This window comes from Mesorhizobium sp. M7A.F.Ca.CA.004.12.1.1, from assembly GCF_003997835.1.
Classification (GTDB): domain Bacteria; phylum Pseudomonadota; class Alphaproteobacteria; order Rhizobiales; family Rhizobiaceae; genus Mesorhizobium.
Window position 1 is genome coordinate 1 of sequence record NZ_RZRK01000039.1, and the last position, 15,876, is coordinate 15,876.

Annotated in this window: 14 protein-coding genes; 9 read left to right on the forward strand and 5 right to left on the reverse strand. The window is 61.6% G+C overall.

Features of this window, described 5'->3' with window-relative positions; all coding sequences use genetic code 11:
• Positions 1-355, reverse strand: a 355-nt coding sequence (locus tag EN984_RS03770; RefSeq protein WP_206517398.1) for a cytosine permease, incomplete at its 3' end; no start/stop codon positions are given.
• A 242-nt stretch (positions 356-597) separates the two neighbouring features.
• Positions 598-1,500 carry a LysR family transcriptional regulator gene (locus EN984_RS03775; protein WP_127268713.1) on the reverse strand — a complete coding sequence of 301 codons (903 nt, stop codon included), beginning with the start codon at positions 1,498-1,500 and terminating at the stop codon, positions 598-600.
• A 236-nt stretch (positions 1,501-1,736) separates the two neighbouring features.
• Between EN984_RS03775 and EN984_RS03780 the strand changes: the two genes are divergently transcribed.
• From EN984_RS03780 to EN984_RS03815, 8 genes are all read left to right on the forward strand, one after another.
• Positions 1,737-3,251, forward strand: coding sequence for a leucyl aminopeptidase (locus EN984_RS03780; RefSeq protein WP_127268712.1), 1,515 nt, complete (start codon positions 1,737-1,739; stop codon positions 3,249-3,251).
• 55 nt (positions 3,252-3,306) lie between these two features.
• Positions 3,307-4,212, forward strand: coding sequence for a proline iminopeptidase-family hydrolase (locus EN984_RS03785; RefSeq protein WP_127268711.1), 906 nt, complete (start codon positions 3,307-3,309; stop codon positions 4,210-4,212).
• 19 nt (positions 4,213-4,231) lie between these two features.
• A complete protein-coding gene (locus EN984_RS03790) occupies positions 4,232-5,893 on the forward strand; it encodes an ABC transporter substrate-binding protein (RefSeq protein WP_127383634.1) in 1,662 nt (553 codons plus the stop codon).
• 39 nt (positions 5,894-5,932) lie between these two features.
• Positions 5,933-6,949: an ABC transporter permease gene (locus tag EN984_RS03795; protein ID WP_127267731.1), complete on the forward strand. Its 1,017-nt coding sequence runs from the start codon at positions 5,933-5,935 to the stop codon at positions 6,947-6,949.
• A complete protein-coding gene (locus EN984_RS03800) occupies positions 6,949-7,920 on the forward strand; it encodes an ABC transporter permease (RefSeq protein ID WP_127267730.1) in 972 nt (323 codons plus the stop codon). Before EN984_RS03795 ends, EN984_RS03800 begins: the two co-directional genes overlap by 1 nt.
• Positions 7,917-8,876 carry an ABC transporter ATP-binding protein gene (locus EN984_RS03805; RefSeq protein WP_127267729.1) on the forward strand — a complete coding sequence of 320 codons (960 nt, stop codon included), beginning with the start codon at positions 7,917-7,919 and terminating at the stop codon, positions 8,874-8,876. Before EN984_RS03800 ends, EN984_RS03805 begins: the two co-directional genes overlap by 4 nt.
• On the forward strand, positions 8,873-9,871 hold the full coding sequence (locus EN984_RS03810; protein ID WP_236383054.1) for a dipeptide ABC transporter ATP-binding protein: 999 nt from the start codon (positions 8,873-8,875) through the stop codon (positions 9,869-9,871). The genes EN984_RS03805 and EN984_RS03810 overlap by 4 nt, the downstream gene beginning before the upstream one ends.
• 139 nt (positions 9,872-10,010) lie before the next feature.
• Complete coding sequence (locus EN984_RS03815; protein ID WP_127267728.1) at positions 10,011-10,313, forward strand: DUF982 domain-containing protein; 303 nt, start codon at positions 10,011-10,013, stop codon at positions 10,311-10,313.
• A 107-nt stretch (positions 10,314-10,420) separates the two neighbouring features.
• Here EN984_RS03815 and EN984_RS03820 read toward each other — a convergent pair whose 3' ends face one another.
• The 3 genes from EN984_RS03820 to EN984_RS03830 all read right to left on the reverse strand — a co-directional run bounded on the left by EN984_RS03820 (position 10,421) and on the right by EN984_RS03830 (position 13,079).
• Positions 10,421-11,224: a DUF1194 domain-containing protein gene (locus EN984_RS03820; protein ID WP_127267727.1), complete on the reverse strand. Its 804-nt coding sequence runs from the start codon at positions 11,222-11,224 to the stop codon at positions 10,421-10,423.
• A gap of 42 nt (positions 11,225-11,266) precedes the next feature.
• Complete coding sequence (locus EN984_RS03825) at positions 11,267-11,908, reverse strand: hypothetical protein (RefSeq protein WP_245480024.1); 642 nt, start codon at positions 11,906-11,908, stop codon at positions 11,267-11,269.
• 172 nt (positions 11,909-12,080) lie between these two features.
• The gene (locus EN984_RS03830; protein ID WP_127267725.1) at positions 12,081-13,079 is read right to left on the reverse strand and encodes a DMT family transporter; all 999 of its coding nucleotides are present in this window, start codon (positions 13,077-13,079) and stop codon (positions 12,081-12,083) included.
• A gap of 151 nt (positions 13,080-13,230) precedes the next feature.
• On the opposite strand from EN984_RS03830, the gene EN984_RS03835 reads away from it, so the two are divergent.
• Positions 13,231-15,213 carry a BTAD domain-containing putative transcriptional regulator gene (locus EN984_RS03835; protein ID WP_127270355.1) on the forward strand — a complete coding sequence of 661 codons (1,983 nt, stop codon included), beginning with the start codon at positions 13,231-13,233 and terminating at the stop codon, positions 15,211-15,213.
• The last annotated feature ends 663 nt before the right edge of the window (positions 15,214-15,876 follow it).

The following is a 15,876-nucleotide window of genomic DNA, read 5'->3' on the forward strand; positions in this document are numbered from 1 at the left end:
GGTGCGCGCCGTACCAGAAACAGGCGACGATGGCGCGCACCAGTGCCGGTATGTTCGCACCCCAGATGCCGAAAGAGGCGCGGGCAAGCACGGGGTAGGGCACGCCCGTCTTCACTCCGGCATAGCCGACCATATTCATCAGCACATAGATGATCAGCGAGCCGATACCGATGGCGATGATGAAGTTGACGAAGCCGCCGCAGAACAGAAACAGGCTAGCGGCCAGATAGTAGCCCCAAAGGCTGTGGACGTCCGACGTCCAGACGTTGAAGATCGAGAATGGTCCCCAGTTTCGAACTTTGGCCGGAGCCAGATCCTCGTTGTACAGATCAGGTGAAGCACCCTGTATCGTCATGGCAATGTTCCCCTTTTGCAGCACGCGCCCTCACGCGTTGACCGCGTGCAGGTTAAGCCTGCCGCAGGGGAACCGACAAGCAACCTATTTGCCGGCTTTGGCCTTAAAGATATTCAATGAGAACTGCGATTATCGATGCAAGGCGATGGTGGGTCATCGCTGAACCCGGCACGGATGATTCGAAGTTCGACGCTGGGATTCCAATGTGAAGCGGTGGCTGCCGACATCTTCGGTAGGGGGCCCTAAGCGATGGCCATCACCTGCTTGTGGTCCGCGACTTCAGCGAGCAGCCAATCCTGAAACAGGCCGGTGCCTGGTTTGTTGCCGATGCTGCGACGCTGATGCAGGTAAATGCCGGCCGGATAGGTGTGGCGGACATGGAACGGCGCGACCAGTTTGCCTTGCTGCAGAAAATCTTGCGCCATTATCGTGTCCGCAAGCGCTATTCCGGCGCCATTGATCGCTTCGCGCATGATGAGCGTACAATCATCCAGTGTTGTGCTGGATTTTGGCGTCGTTTCCAGAACGCCTTCCTGCTCCAGCCAACGCTTCCATCTCATGGTTTCGCATTCATGGATCAGATGATGATTGACCAGATCGGCCGGCGATCGCAGCGGCACAGGCCCCTCCAAAAGCGAAGGCGCACAGACCGGGGTCAAAAGCAGCGGGATCAGCAGCGTCAAAGCCGGGCCGGCCTTGTAGACGAACTCGTCGACAATGGCCAAATCGAAGTTGGCGCGCTTGCCTGAAGTGGAGATCTCCAAATCCACCGACGGATGCAACCGGCGAAAGTTCGGCAACCGGTCCGCCAGCCAAAGGTTCAGAACGGTGGGCACGCACAAGACCCGGACCCGTTGGATCTTGCCGTGGCGCGAGCCGTCCGAGAGGCTGACGTCATCGGTGGCGCGCCAGATGGCTTCGAACGCCTCCGAGAGGCTGCGCGCATAGTAGGAGCCCCTGATGGTTGGCGTTATCTGGCGAAAACCGCGTTCGAACAGGTCCTGGCCAAGATTTTGTTCAAGCGCGCGGATGTGGCGACTGACAGCCGAGGGTGTCAGATGCAGTTCTTCCGCCGCGTCCTTGACGCTGCCGAGGCGAGCGGCAGCCTCGAAAGCGCGCATGCCATTGAGTGAGGGAAGGGCCATTGGCCGATCATGAATTGTCAGTTGAGTTTTTGTCAATCGACATGGGCAGAATTCGCGTTTGATCGCCTGCCCCCTTAGGGGATACCCAGAAGACAAGAGCAATTAAGTCGTCTCAAGAAAGCGACTGTTTGGGGACCGGCACTATACCATCGACGGCTGAGACCGGCTTGACCAGTCTCACCGGTGGAGAGCGAAGCTTTGCTCGGTATCGCCGCAATTGGAGAGAGCGCCAGCCTATGCCTCAATCGCCAGCGCCGGTCTTCGAAGCTGCGGACGAGATTTCCGCGGAAACCTCCGTCGTCGTGATTTTGCAAACTGCCCAACCAAGCTTTGGTCCCCGGGCAGCGGCTCTGGACGCTGAGATGAGCGGGATCGTGTCACGTGCTTGCTCCGACCCGGCCGCCTTGGCCGAATCCGGCACCTGCATCGATCTCATCGCCCCGCAAACAGTATCGACCAAGCGTGTGGTCGTCCTGGCCTTGGGCAAAGCCGAAGCCGTAACCACCCTCTCGTTGGCGCGCGCCGGCGGTCTGCTTGCCGCACATCTGGAAGGCAAGGGGGAATGCGCGGCCACTCTGGTCCTGGACCCCATCGCTGGCATTGAACTATCCGGCGCCGAAATCCTGGCGCGTGTCGCGCTTGGCATGCGGCTGCGCCGCTATCGTTTCGACATGCGCAACCGGCGGCAAGGCGCGGGGGCGGATCGAACCTTGCGGGTGAAACTGGTCGGAGCCGGCGGCACGGATCTGACCGCGGCGCTGACGCGGATCAATGCAATCGCCGACGGCGTCGAATATGCACGCACCTTGGTCAACCTGCCGCCAAACCATCTCCACCCCGACAATTTCCATGATCATCTGGAGCCGCTGCGTGAAGCCGGCATCGACATCGAAATGCTCGATGCCGCGCAACTGAAGGAGCTCGGCATGAACGCGCTCCTCGCCGTTGGGTCGGGCTCGGCGCGTCCGCCACGGGTCGCTGTCCTGCGCTACCGCGGCAAGGGTGCTCCCGCCCAACCACTCGCTTTCGTCGGCAAAGGCGTCTGCTTCGATTCGGGAGGCCTCTGCATCAAGGGCGGAGCGCAGATGTTCGACATGAAAGCCGACATGGGCGGAGCGGCGGCTGTGGTCGGCCTGCTGATCGCGCTCGCCCGGCAAGGCAGCCCGGTACACGTTGTCGGTGTTCTCGGCATCGCCGAGAACATGCCATCGGGCACCGCGCTCAAACCGCGCGACATCATCACCACGGCCTCGGGACAGACAGTGGAAGTGTTCGACACGGATGCGGAGGGACGCCTGCTTCTGGCCGACTGCCTCTACTATGCAGCCACGCGCTTCAACCCTTCGGTGATCGTCGATCTGGCGACGCTGACCTATTCGGTGACGCGTGGCCTGGGGTCGATATTCGCAGGCCTATTCAGCACCGACGATGCCATCGCTTCACAGATGATCGCGGCCGGAGAAACGGTCGGCGAGCGGTTCTGGCGGCTGCCGCTCGACCGGGCCTATGATGAGGGTCTGCAATCGCCGTTCGCGGACCTCAGGCATCATGCCAAGGACATGGAAGACGGCGACGCTCCCTATGCGGCGGCCTTCCTGCGTCACTTCACGGAAGACCGCCCCTGGGTGCATCTCGACATCGCCAGCAAGGAACTGACCGACACCGATCGGCCTCTGGGCAGGCAAGGCGCCACGGCATTTGGCGTGCAGATGCTGGAAGAGTGGGTGCAGGTCACCCGCAACATGAGTTAGGGCGCCTGCCGTCACGGACAAATACAAGATGCCTTCAACCGCACTGGGAACTGGGATGTCATCTGAGATCATAGGCATGGAAGGACGGGCCGCTTTCGACGCCTACGAGACCTGGTATCGGGTCAGTGGCGAACTCGGTGGCGAAAAGGCGCCTGTGGTGATCCTGCATGGCGGCCCAGGCGTCGCTCACAACTATGTCGATGCCTACAAGCTTCTTGCGCGAAGGGATCGCGCCGTCATCCACTACGACCAGTTGGGCTGCGGCAATTCCACCTTGCTGCCTGAGAAAGGCGCCGATTTCTGGACACCTGGGCTGTTCATCGACGAGCTTGAAAACCTGGTCGACCATCTCGGCATTCGGACGGGCTTCCACGTCCTCGGCCAGAGCTGGGGCGGCATGCTGGGCGCCGAATATGCCGTGACGCGGCCGCAGGGCCTGAAGTCGCTGACCATCGCCAACTCGCCGGCTTCCATGAAACTGTGGGTCGAAGAGGCCAACCGGTTGCGTGCCGACCTACCCGCGGATGTGCAGGAGACACTGACCCGGCACGAGCAGGCCGGCACGACGGGCGATGCGGCGTACCAGGCGGCGACGATGGTGTTCTACGAGCGGCATGTCTGCCGGGTCGTGCCTTTCCCGTCCGAAGTCACGGAAAGTTTCGCCCAGGTCGTGCGCAATCCGACCGTCTATAATCTGATGAATGGGCCAAACGAATTCCATGTCATCGGAACGCTGAAGAATTGGAGCATCGTCGACCGTCTGCCGGCCATCGATGTTCCTACTCTGATCATCTCCGGACGTCACGACGAGGCCACGCCCGCGACCGTGCAGCCCTACAAGGACGGCATCAAGGGGTCTCGCTGGGAGATATTCGAGCATTCCAGCCACATGCCGCATGTCGAAGAGCAAGATGCGTGCATGCGGGTGGTGGGAGACTTCCTGGACCACAACGACAATTGAAGAAAAGGGGAATGAAGACATGAAGAAACTGCTTCTGGCGGCAACAGCCGCGGCATTGCTGGCCGGTACATGGCTGGCCCCGGCACAGGCCGAATATCTCAAGGAGCACCGAGGCGGCACCATCCGCCTGCTGGCCCGCTCCGCGGCCGGAACGCTCGATCCGCACATCAATTACACGGACCAGGGCTGGCAGATGTACCAGCCGATCTATGACGGCCTGGTAGCCTTCCGCAAGGCCGAGGGTATGGACGGCTTCACCATCGTTCCCGATCTGGCCGAGGCGTTGCCGCAGGTCAGCAATGACGGCAAGACCTTCACCTTCAAGCTGCGCAAGGGCATCAAGTTCTCCAGTGGCCAGGATCTTGGCGTGAAGGACGTCGTCGCTTCTTTCCAGCGCATCTTCAAGGTTTCCGGACCCACCTCCGGCACGTTCTATGCCGGCATCGTCGGTGCCGACAAATGCCTGGCCGACACCAAGAGCTGCACGCTGGAAGGCGGCGTTGTCGGCGACGAAGCGGCCGGCACCATCACCATCAACATCACCAAGCCGGATGCCGAGCTGCTCTACAAGCTCGCCTTGCCGCATGCCGTGGTCCTGCCGGCGGACACGCCCGCCGAAGACATGGGCTCCAAGCCCATTCCCAGCACCGGCGCGTACATGATCTCCGCCTTCGACCCGAACAAGGGCATGACGGTTTCCCGCAACCCAAATTTCAAGCAGTGGAGCGAAGAAGCCCAGCCGGACGGCTATCCGGATGTCGTCCAATATGATTTCGGCCTGTCCGAAGAGGCAGCCGTCACCGCGATCCAGAACGGCGAAGCGGACTGGATGTTCGACGCTCTGCCCAGCGATCGCCTGGGCGAACTGGGCAGCAAGTCCATGGACCAGCTGCACATCTCACCGCTTTCGGCTTGGTGGTACGCGCCGCTGAGCAACCGTCTCGCACCCTTCGACAATGAAAAAGCCCGCCAGGCCGTTGCCTATGCGATCGATCGCAACACGCTGGTCAAGCTGTTCGGCGGAAAGGTGCTGGCCTCGCCGGTCTGTCAGGTCCTGCCCCCGGACTTCCCCGGCCATGAAGACTATTGCCCCTTCACCAAGAATCCGGGCGCCAAATGGTCGGCCCCTGACCTCGACAAGGCAAAGCAGTTCGTCGAGGACTCCGGCACCAAGGGTCAGAAGGTGACCATCATCGTCGAGGACACCGCCATTTCGCGGTCCATCGGCGTCTATCTGCAGAGCGTGCTGACCAGCATCGGCTATGTCGCCGACGTCAAGCCGATCTCGTCGAACATCCAGTTCACCTACATCCAGAACACCAACAACAAGGTGCAGATGTCCGTCACCCAGTGGTACAAGGACTATCCGGCGGCTTCGGACTTCCTGAACATCCTGTTCAGCTGTGCCTCCTTCCGCGAAGGTTCGGACGCGTCGATCAACATCGCCGGCTTCTGCGACAAGGAAATCGACGCCAAGATGCAAAAGGCATTGGACCTCGGCGTCACCGATCAGAAAGCCGCCGACAAAATGTGGGCTGAAATCGACAGGCAGGTCACCGACAAGGCACCTGCCGTCGGCCTCTTCACGCCGAAGCGGCTTGACTTTGTCAGCAAACGTCTTGGCAATTTCAAGTTCAACCGTCAGTTCAACTGGATGATCACCCAATCCTGGGTGCAGTGATGGCCTGGGTGCAGTAACGAACCGCGGAGGGGCACGTCCGTGTCGAACGTAGCTGTCGCCGCGCCGCGCAAGACGCGAGGGCCCTGGGCCGTCGCGTTTGCGAAGCTGGCAAGGGACAGGGCTGCCATGGCGTCGCTGGCCGTGTTCCTCCTCATCGTCCTTGCCTGCCTCAGTGCGCCTCTTTATGCAAAATGGGCAGGCGTGGACCCCTTCGCCTCGACGCTCGACGCCGTCGTCCAGATCGACGGTGCCGACGTTCCGGTGATGGAACAGTCGACGGAAGGGCTAGGGCTTGGTTACACACCGCTCGGCCCGACCTGGCGGCTGGGCAATTATTTCCTCGGCGCCGACAGCCAGGGGCGCGATGTCATGGCCAGGATGCTCTATGGCGGGCTGAGCTCGTTGCTGATCTCCGGAGCAGCCACCATCTTCACCCTGATCCTGGGCACGGCGGCGGGATTGATCGCCGGCTATTTCGGCGGCGTCACCGACACGGTGCTGTCGCGCTTCCTCGACATACTGTGGGCGTTCCCCATCTATCTGCTGGCGATTTCGCTCTCCATCGTCACCATCGCGCATGGCATCACGATCGGACCGATCCAGATCGAGTCCGGCAGTTTGTGGCTGCCTGTCATCATCATCGGCATCGTCTACGTGCCCTACGTGGCCCGCCCAATACGCGGGCAGGTTCTGGCGCTGCGCAAGAGCGAGTTCGTGCTGGCCGCGATCAATCTGGGCGTGCCGGGGTGGCGCATCCTGTGGCGCGACATCCTGCCCAACGTCACCACCACGCTAATCGTCTTCGTGCCGCTGATGATGGCGCTGAACATGCTTACCGAATCAGCCCTTTCCTTCCTTTCGATCGGCGTGCAGCCGCCGGCCGCGAGCTGGGGCACCATCATCCAGGACGGACAGGCGCTGCTTTACACCAGGCCATTGGTGGCGCTGGTGCCGGGCCTGGCGATCGCGGTTTCCGTCATGGCGCTCAATGTCTTCGGCGACGGCCTGCGCGACGCGCTCGATCCGCGCTCCAAGGTTCGGCTGGGGCGCGACTGATGATCTACGCAATCCTGCGCCGGTTCGGCCAGATGCTGTTCGTGATGTTCGGCATCTCGGTCATCGTTTTCTTGATTTTCTTCGCAACGCCGGGCGCCGACCCGGCTGCGCGCATCGCCGGCCGCAATGCATCGCCCGAAGTGCTGGAGGCGGTACGCCACAGCTTCGGCTTCGACCGGCCGCTCTACGTGCAATATGTGACGATGATGGAGAAGATCTTCGTCACCGGCGATCTGACCTCCTTCGTCAATCGTGGCTGGAAGGTGGTGCCGGCGGTCATGGATTCGATCCCGGTCACGCTCTCGCTGGTGTTCGGAGCGGCGATCCTGTGGGTGGTCGTCTCCATCGTCATCGGCATCGCCGCCGCCGCCACGCGCGGCAGCTGGCTGGACAAGCTGCTGATGGCGCTAGGGCTGCTCGGCATTTCCATGCCGGTCTACTGGCTGGGCGAGGTGATGAACCTGATCACCCAGAGCCGCTACCACGACAGCTGGGCGTTCTCCTGGGTGCCGCCGCTCGGCTACAAGAATTTCTCCGACGATCCGAAGGGCTGGTTCCTGACCCTGGTCATTCCGTGGATCACACTGTCCATTCTCTATATCGGTATTTACGGGCGCGTGCTGCGCGCGGCAATCATCGAATCCCTGCAGGAAGACTATATCCGCACGGCCCGGGCCAAGGGGCTGTCGGAGACCCGCATCCTGCTGCGCCATGCCTTGCGCACGTCGCTCATCGCATTCGTCACTCTGTTCGGCCTGGACTTCGGTGCGCTGGTCGGAGGCTCAGCCCTGCTGACGGAGGTGGTGTTCGGGCTGCACGGCATCGGCAAGCTCACTTATGACGCTCTGCAGAATCTCGATCTGCCGATGATCATGGCGACGGTGATGTATGCGTCCATGTTCGTGGTTATCGCCAATGCGGTCGTCGATTTCGTCTACATCCTTCTCGATCCGCGCCTGAGGACATCATGATACTGTCGGTGCGCGACCTCAGAGTTTCCTTCCGCACAAATGATGGCCTGGTGCGGGCCATCGATGGCGTTTCCTTCGACCTTAAGGAGAGCGAAATCCTCGGCGTCGTCGGTGAGTCCGGTTCCGGCAAGACCGTGTCGCTGCTGGCCGTCATGGGTCTCATCACCGATCCCAACGCCACCATCGAAGGGTCGATCCGCTACAAAGGCCGCGAACTCGTGGGACTGCCCGCGCGCGAGCTCAGGCGGCTGCGCGGCAACGAGATCGCGATGATCTTCCAGGATCCGATGACGGCGCTGACGCCTGTCTACACGATCGGCTGGCAGATCGCCGAACAGATTCGCGCGCATCGCAACATCAGCAAGTCCAAGGCGATGGAGCGCGTGGAGGAACTGCTGGCCGAGGTGAATTTTCCCAACCCGCACGAGGCGATGTCGCGCTACCCGCACCAACTGTCCGGAGGCATGCGTCAACGGGCGGTGATCGCAATGGCTTTGTCCTGCAATCCGGCGCTTCTGGTGGCTGACGAACCGACCACGGCGCTCGACGTCACCGTACAGGCCGGCATTCTCGATCTGGTGCGCAAGCTGCGCGCGACGCACAAGTCGGCGGTCGTCTTCATCACACATGACATGGGCGTGGTCTCCGAACTCGCCGACCGGGTCATGGTCATGTATGCCGGCCGCGTGGTGGAGCGCGGCAGTCGCATGGAACTGTTTTCCGATCCACGACACCCCTATACGCGCGCGCTGCTGGGTTCGATCCCGCCGCTGACCGGCGAAAAACCACGGCGCTTGCCGGCCATTCCCGGTTCGCCGCCGTCAATGCTGCGATTGCCGCAGGGCTGTGCGTTCGGTCCGCGGTGCCCGGTTCACTACGAGCCCTGCCAGGCCGGCAAGCCCGACCTCGGGAGCGGCACCCATGCCGCGGCATGCTTCAGGGTGGCACAGGCATGAGCGGACCGATGATCGACAAGAACCGCCCAATCCTCGAGACGCGTTCGCTGGGCAAGCGCTTTTCCATCGGCAGCCGTTTCTCCGCCGAAGGCAAGCGAACCGTTCATGCGGTCGACAATGTTTCCCTGACCGTGTGGCGCGGCGAGACGGTCGGGCTGGTCGGCGAATCCGGATGCGGCAAGTCCACGCTGGCGCGTTGCCTGGTGAGGCTCTACGACATATCGGACGGCGAGCTTCTGTTCGAAGGCAACGACATAACCTCCAAGTCGCTGTCCGAACTCAGGCCGCTGCGGCGCCGCCTGCAAATGGTTTTCCAGGACCCGTCGGCGTCGCTCAATCCGCGCCGGCGCGTCGGCGACCTGGTGGCCGAGCCGCTGCGCATCCATGGCAGGCTCTCGTCGAGCGAGATCACCAAACGCGTGGCGGAACTGTTCGACCTTGTCGGCTTGCTGCCGGATCACGTCATGCGGTTTCCGCACGAATTTTCCGGCGGACAACGCCAGCGCGTCGGCATCGCGCGGGCTATTGCCCTGAACCCGGACCTCGTGGTCCTGGACGAACCCGTCTCCGCGCTCGACGTGTCGGTGCAGGCACAAATCGTCAACCTGCTTGCCGATCTGCAGGAGAAGCTCAATCTCACGTACATCTTCATCGCCCACGACCTGTCGGTGGTGCGCCAGGTGTCGACCCGCATAGCGGTCATGTATCTCGGCTCGATCGTCGAAGAAGGGCCGGCGGAAGACGTGTTTGCAGCACCGGCCCATCCCTATAGCCAGGCGCTGATTTCGGCGGTTCCCGTCGTGGAGACGACGCCGGGTGGGACGCGCAAGCGCATCATCCTCACCGGCGACGTACCGAGCCCTCTGAACCCTCCAACGGGCTGCCGTTTCCATCCCCGATGCCCAATCGCGGCGGAGCGCTGCCGTTCGGAGCGGCCACAGTTACGGGAATACCGACCCGGTCGCAAAGTCGCCTGCCACTTCCCGACAATGTAGGCGACACTCACCACCGCACGGGTGATCGCCTTCGCCTGACAGATTTCTAAAAGACTCCATTCTTTATCTGGAACCAACCGGCTGTTGGCGCGTTTGGTGGGGTTCGATCGAGCGCATTGCGGTCGACCGGGAGGAAACGATGGATCAATTGCATTTCTTTTCGCCCGTGCGGATTTCGCGCGGGCAGGGACACCCTGCGGAAGAAATCGATAGTGTTGCCGAAGCCATGATGTTCTTGCGGAAGTGGCCGACGGGACGGCGCGGTCCGGTTTATCAGTGCGCGCTGAATTGTTGCTCGGCCGCCTTGTCGGGCCAGATGTCGGCCGAGGAAGCAAGGAAAGCGTTCACCGGCTTTGCCCGCATCACGCGCCTTCTCGATGACGACATGGCGTTGCCGGTGCCCGGCGAAGGCGAGGCAAGGGTGCACGCGTTGCGGCGATAGGCTGTTGTCCTGACGGACCTACAAGGTCTCGCGCTGCAGCGGGGCGGGTCTTGTTGTGCAATGCGCTCGGTCTGGCGGGTCGAAAGTTCGTCTTGCGTGGCACACTTTCACAGCGGACGCTCGTCGTTCATGCTTACTTCAGTCACGAGCTTGCGGCGAAGCGCCATCGTGTAGTCGTCTGGCCCCTTCGGCGTCATGACGAAGGCCTGGGAACCGCCAATGACCGATCTGGCAAAATAGGATGCCAGAGGTTCGTCGGGATTCTCATCCTCCGTCGGGATGGCGATGGCATTGATCGTATATCCCTTGGCTATGGCGTTCGACCTGCTCGGCTGGACGGGAAGCCCGTCGTTGTTCTCGCCATTGGAGGAGATATCGATGACTTTCTTGGCCGCCTTTCCCGGAAACTGGTCGAGCAGGAGACTGCCGATGTCGATAGCCGAGGAAACGGATGTTCCGCCTCGCCCTCTGCGGATGAAGCCGGTATCGCCTTTCCTGCTGATCACCGCAGCCGCCGCTTTGGCATCTTCCAGTCCGCAGATGCTTGTCCACGGCAGCACGACGCGTGCGTGTCCGGGGCTCGACCATTCAAAATAGGCAACGCCGATGCAGCCGACATAATTCCGGCTGATGGCGGCGATGATCTCTGGCGAGGTGAGTGCCGCGGCATGTCCCTCGCGTTGCATATCGGCGATCTTCGGATCGATCGACGACGAGAAATCGACCGCGAACACGATAGCGACGTCAACGTTCGCGGCATGGGCAGAGATCGCCCAAAACATCGAAACTGCAAGTATCCCTGTCACTCTCGAGATTGAACCGGCCGACGTCAGAATGCCCCAACCTGTCGCCCGCACCCGTTCGCGAAAGGATAGGGGGCCGGCGTCCTGATGATATACACTGCCAAACATGTCATTCTCCATCTCGACATCCGGTCGTTTCAAAAAGCGGGCTCAACATGTGGAAATCTGGCGGATCGCCTTGGTACCCACGCCGAACAGCAGCAGATCGGCCTTGGTCCACAAGAGATAACAGCCGAGCAAGGTCAGTGGCATGGCGAGGGCCGCGAAGGAGCCGCCCGACCAGACCTCAGGCAAAGCACGGCCGAGGGCCACTGTCGTCGCCAGCATTGCAGGCAACCGGCTGGCGAGCACCGCACTGCGGAACGGATCGGGCCAAGCGGCCGGCCACATCGGAATTGGCGTGCCGGGCCTGTGGAAGGTGCTGCCGAATTTGCCGAGCGCATGCAGCAGGCCGGAGGTCGCCGCAAGCAATGGATCGCCGAGCAGCAACAGGGCAATGCCGAGCCCGATCGCCCCCAGGCCCGACAGGAAGTCGCCCAGACGGTTGAGGGCAGGATCGGGAGCATCCGGCCTTGCCCAGGCCCGGTGATAGGCCTCGCCGCCCCAGAAGAAGACCAGGGTGGTCAAGGTCAGCGCAACAGTGCCATGGCTGCCAGCGAAATATTCGATCACCGCCATGGTGACGCTGCTTCCCTCATGCAAGCCGACCGGCGCGGTGGCAATCTGGATGGCGAGACCGACAATGAGGCCGAGCGCGTTACCGCTGTTGTAATAGCCGCCCGGTCCCTTCATGCGGGCGCGAAGCGCCGATACCAAATGTGCGATAGGAAGAAGGATCGTCCGCGCGTCCATCACTGCGCCCCCACGACAAGTCCTGCCGCCATCGGCAAGGCCACCGCCGCCTGGCTGATCGACGCCACTGGCCCCGTGTCGGGCGGCAGCCGGGGCCGGAATAGGTTTCGCATCACCGGCAAGGGTCATCACATTCCTCCACTGGACCTGAATTGTTGGGGTGACGATCGCCTGCCCAATTTGCGGCGGCAGCTGCAAAGGCAGGGGCCCCGTCGAAGGATTGAACCGAAGCGGTTCGCAAGGACGTGCGTGCCTGCGGCGCTCGGTTCGACAGTGCCACGGACAGGATCGCACCCAGAATGATGGCGGCACCCAATGCGCTCGCGGACGAGCTCCGCTCGCCGAGAAAGATCGCCGCGCCCAGCGCCCCGAAAACGCTTTCTGCGCTGACGATCACGGCGGCGTGGCTGGCCGGCGTAAAGCGGAGGGCAACCGTCTGTATGCCGAAAGCAATCGCAGTGGAGAACACGCCGAGGATCGCCAGTTCCGGGCCGGCTGCGAATGCGGCGGCCAACGACAGATTGCCTTGCATTGCGCCGAGCGGCAGGGCGAAGGCTGCGGCGCCGAAGAACTGTGTCGCGGCTGCGGTGAACGGCCGCGCATGCACCTGCATGTGCCGGCCCAGCTCGACTGCCCAGAGCGCATAGCAGGCAGCCGAGAGGACAGCGGTGAGATCGCCACTGCTGAACCCGGCAATCCCATCCGACAACAGCAGGGCTCCAACAACGGTCAGCCCGGCGGCGACCGTGAGACTCGCTGTCGGACGTTCGCCTACGAGAAACCAGGCGGCCAGCGGTGTCATTACCGTTGCCGTGCTGACCAGGAAGCTCGCATTGGTGACGGAGGCGCCGAGATAGCAAAGCTGCTGGAGCGTGATGGAGATGGCAAACAGCGCGCACACCTTGGCCAAGCTGGAAAAATAGTCCGGCCCGAGCGGAAGCCGCCTCTCCATCAAGACAAAGGGCAACACAAGCAGGCCGCCGATCAGGCAGCGCAGACCCACCGCACTCAGCGCGTCGAGATGCACAAGCACCATCTTTTGCGAGACATTGCCGAAGCCCCACAAAGCGGCTGCGAATAGCAGCAGCAAATTGGCTCTTGTCCTGGACACGCGTCCCCCTCGAACCAAGCCTTTCGTTGACTTGGTCACTTTAATTTAGCAAAGCCTAAACAGCCTGCCGTTACGGCAGCGCTTGAGCGCGAAGGCCGACTGTTGCGAAGCGTTAGTTTTGAGTTAGGATTTCGTCAGGCTGGGATAGCAAATGCAAAGTGAGGATAGGGGCGCTGCAAATAGAATCTCACTCTTCGGCGGTTTCCGGATTGAAAATGAAACGACCGGTCCGCTTCGGCTGACCGGGAAACGAGGGCCGGCAATCATCGCCTATCTGGCCCGGTGTCCGGGCATGGCGGCGACGCGGGAGAGGCTGGCTGACCTCCTATGGGGCGACAGCGACGGCGAACATTCGCGCAACAGCCTTCGGCAAGCCCTCAGTGTCCTGCGCCAGGATCTGGCGCGAGAAGGGGTGGATCTCATCCATTCCAGCGGTGAGCTGATCGCCCTGAGGCCAGAGGCCTTTCAAGTCGACGTGGAGAAGTTCGAAACGGGTCTCTCGGCCCGTTCCGCTCAGGACCTCGCGAAGGCCTTGGCGAACTACACCGGGCCCTTCCTCGACGGGCTTTATCTGGGAAGCAATGCGTTCGATGACTGGATCACATCGGAACGCGACAGGCTGCTCGGCCGCGCGCTTGAGTCCTTCGAAAAACTGGCCCGTCTCGTCGACGCCGATGCCGGGCTGATCCTGGCCGATCGTATTGTGACCATGGAACCGACACGGGAAGAATCCTATCGGCTCAAGATGGAATTGCTGCTCGCATGCGGGCAACGCGACAGGGCAATCAGGACATACGAAGCCTGCAGAAGCATGCTGAAGAAGGAGTTCGGCGTCGAAGCCGGCCCTGAAACGCGGGCGCTTTGGCAATCTCTGTTGCTTGCCGCCGATGACGCTTCAAATGTGCAGTCGACAAGTGGTGTTCCGGCCAGCCAGCGCCTTGGGCGTCCGTCCATCAGCGTTGCCGACTTCGTCAATCTGACTGGAAAGCAAGGCGATGACTTTTTCGCCAAGGGACTTGTCCAGGACATCACGACGGCCCTTTCCGAAGTGGCCGACTATGTCGTGCTCGCCGCGCTTCCGCCCGAGAAGAGCGGCCCGGGCGAAGAAGCCAAGACGCCAGGGATACTCCGGGCGCGATATATGCTCAGCGGCAGTGTCCAGAGATCCGGCAATGGGTTGAGGGTGAATGTCCAGCTCGTCGATGCCGCCGGCGGCCACCACGTCTGGGCCCAGAAGTTCGACGGCCACTCCGAGAACGCGCTCGAATTCCAGGACAGGATCGCACAGTCTGTTGTTCTTGCCGTGATCCTCGAACTTCAACTGACCAACTGGAAGGTTCGAGACAAAAGCCCGCCGGGTACCCCTGAAGTGCGCAGGCTGGTCAACGAAGCTCTCATGAAATATTTTGAGATGACTCGGGACTCACTTTTGGTCGGGATAGAGCTTGCCGAGAAGGCCTTCTCGATAGGTCCCGACAACGCCCGTGCAAAGCGGACGCTCTCGATCGTAATATCCATGGGCGTGGCGTTTGGTGCACTGCCTCGGGAGCGAGGGGTGATCGAGCGTGCGGTCGAGCTTGCGGAAGCGGCGGTGCGGGCGGTACCGGACGATGAAATTGCTCGATGTATCTTGTCGTTCGCTCTCGAAAGTTGCGGTCGTATCGACGAGGCGATCGCCGAATGCCGCCACGCGATCAGCCTCAACCCGAGCTACCCGACTGGCCACGGCGATATTTCGATGCTCTTTGCATTGCGCGGACAGGTCGACGAAGCGGTGCGTGAGGCCAACGAAGCAATCCGGCTCGGAACGCACGATGTCATCGACTTCTGGCGCCACCACGGCCTGGTTGTGGCGCTCTTCGCTGGCGGAGACAACCAGCGGGCGCTCGAAGCCGCCCGCAAAGTGGTCAGGACAAAGCCGGGCTTCGTTCGCGGCGCCCTTTATTGGGCCGCGACCGCGTCGGCCACCGGGAACAACGAAGAAGCGTCCCGGGCCATCCACCATTGCCTGTCACAACTTCCGCATCTCAATCTGAGCAATGTCTGCCCTGGCTTTGTGCCGCGCTATGTGAAGGATCATCACCATTCCCGGTTCCTTGAGATGCTGTCGAGGGCTGGCCTCCCCGGCTCCTAGCCACATCATTGGCGTAGACACCGGCATACGAAGCTGGAGGCTTCCGTCCTCCGCCCAGGCATCGAAAGCAGATAACGCGTTGGCATTTCCGGCCAGGTCGACCTATAAGCTACCCTGCGATTGAGGTATTCGGCGCCGCACGCCGTCGCGCCGGCCAGGGCATTCGGCCGATTTGCGGCGGGGGCTGTCATGGCAGGCGATAGCGTTCACGCGACGCGTGCCCAAACTTTATTGAAGCTATGAAGATGCAACATTATCAAAGGTTTAGGATAGCCATAGCCCCTGGATGGGGCAGATAGATAAGTAATATCAGATAGTTACTGGAGCCCGTGTGCAAAAATCGCACACGAAAGTTCACCTTCTCTTCTTTTCGTTCCCGCGATGCCGCCGCCGACAACCGTTTTTGCCGCTCTCCTGCCGACCATTTCGACCGCTACCATGCGATGTTCGCCGGGGTATCCGTGAACCTCATTGTCTACTGCAGCATCCCGTTTGCCTGGGGACCTGTAAGCTTTCCGTACTTTCGGCCTCGCGCCGCCACCGAATTGTGGGCACATATGAAAGCAGTCGGAATGCATGATTCAAGTGTGCGACAAGCGTGATCGGTGCGCTCACCCATCGCAATTTGTATAGGGCGGCAACACCTCATCGAGCCTGGTGTGC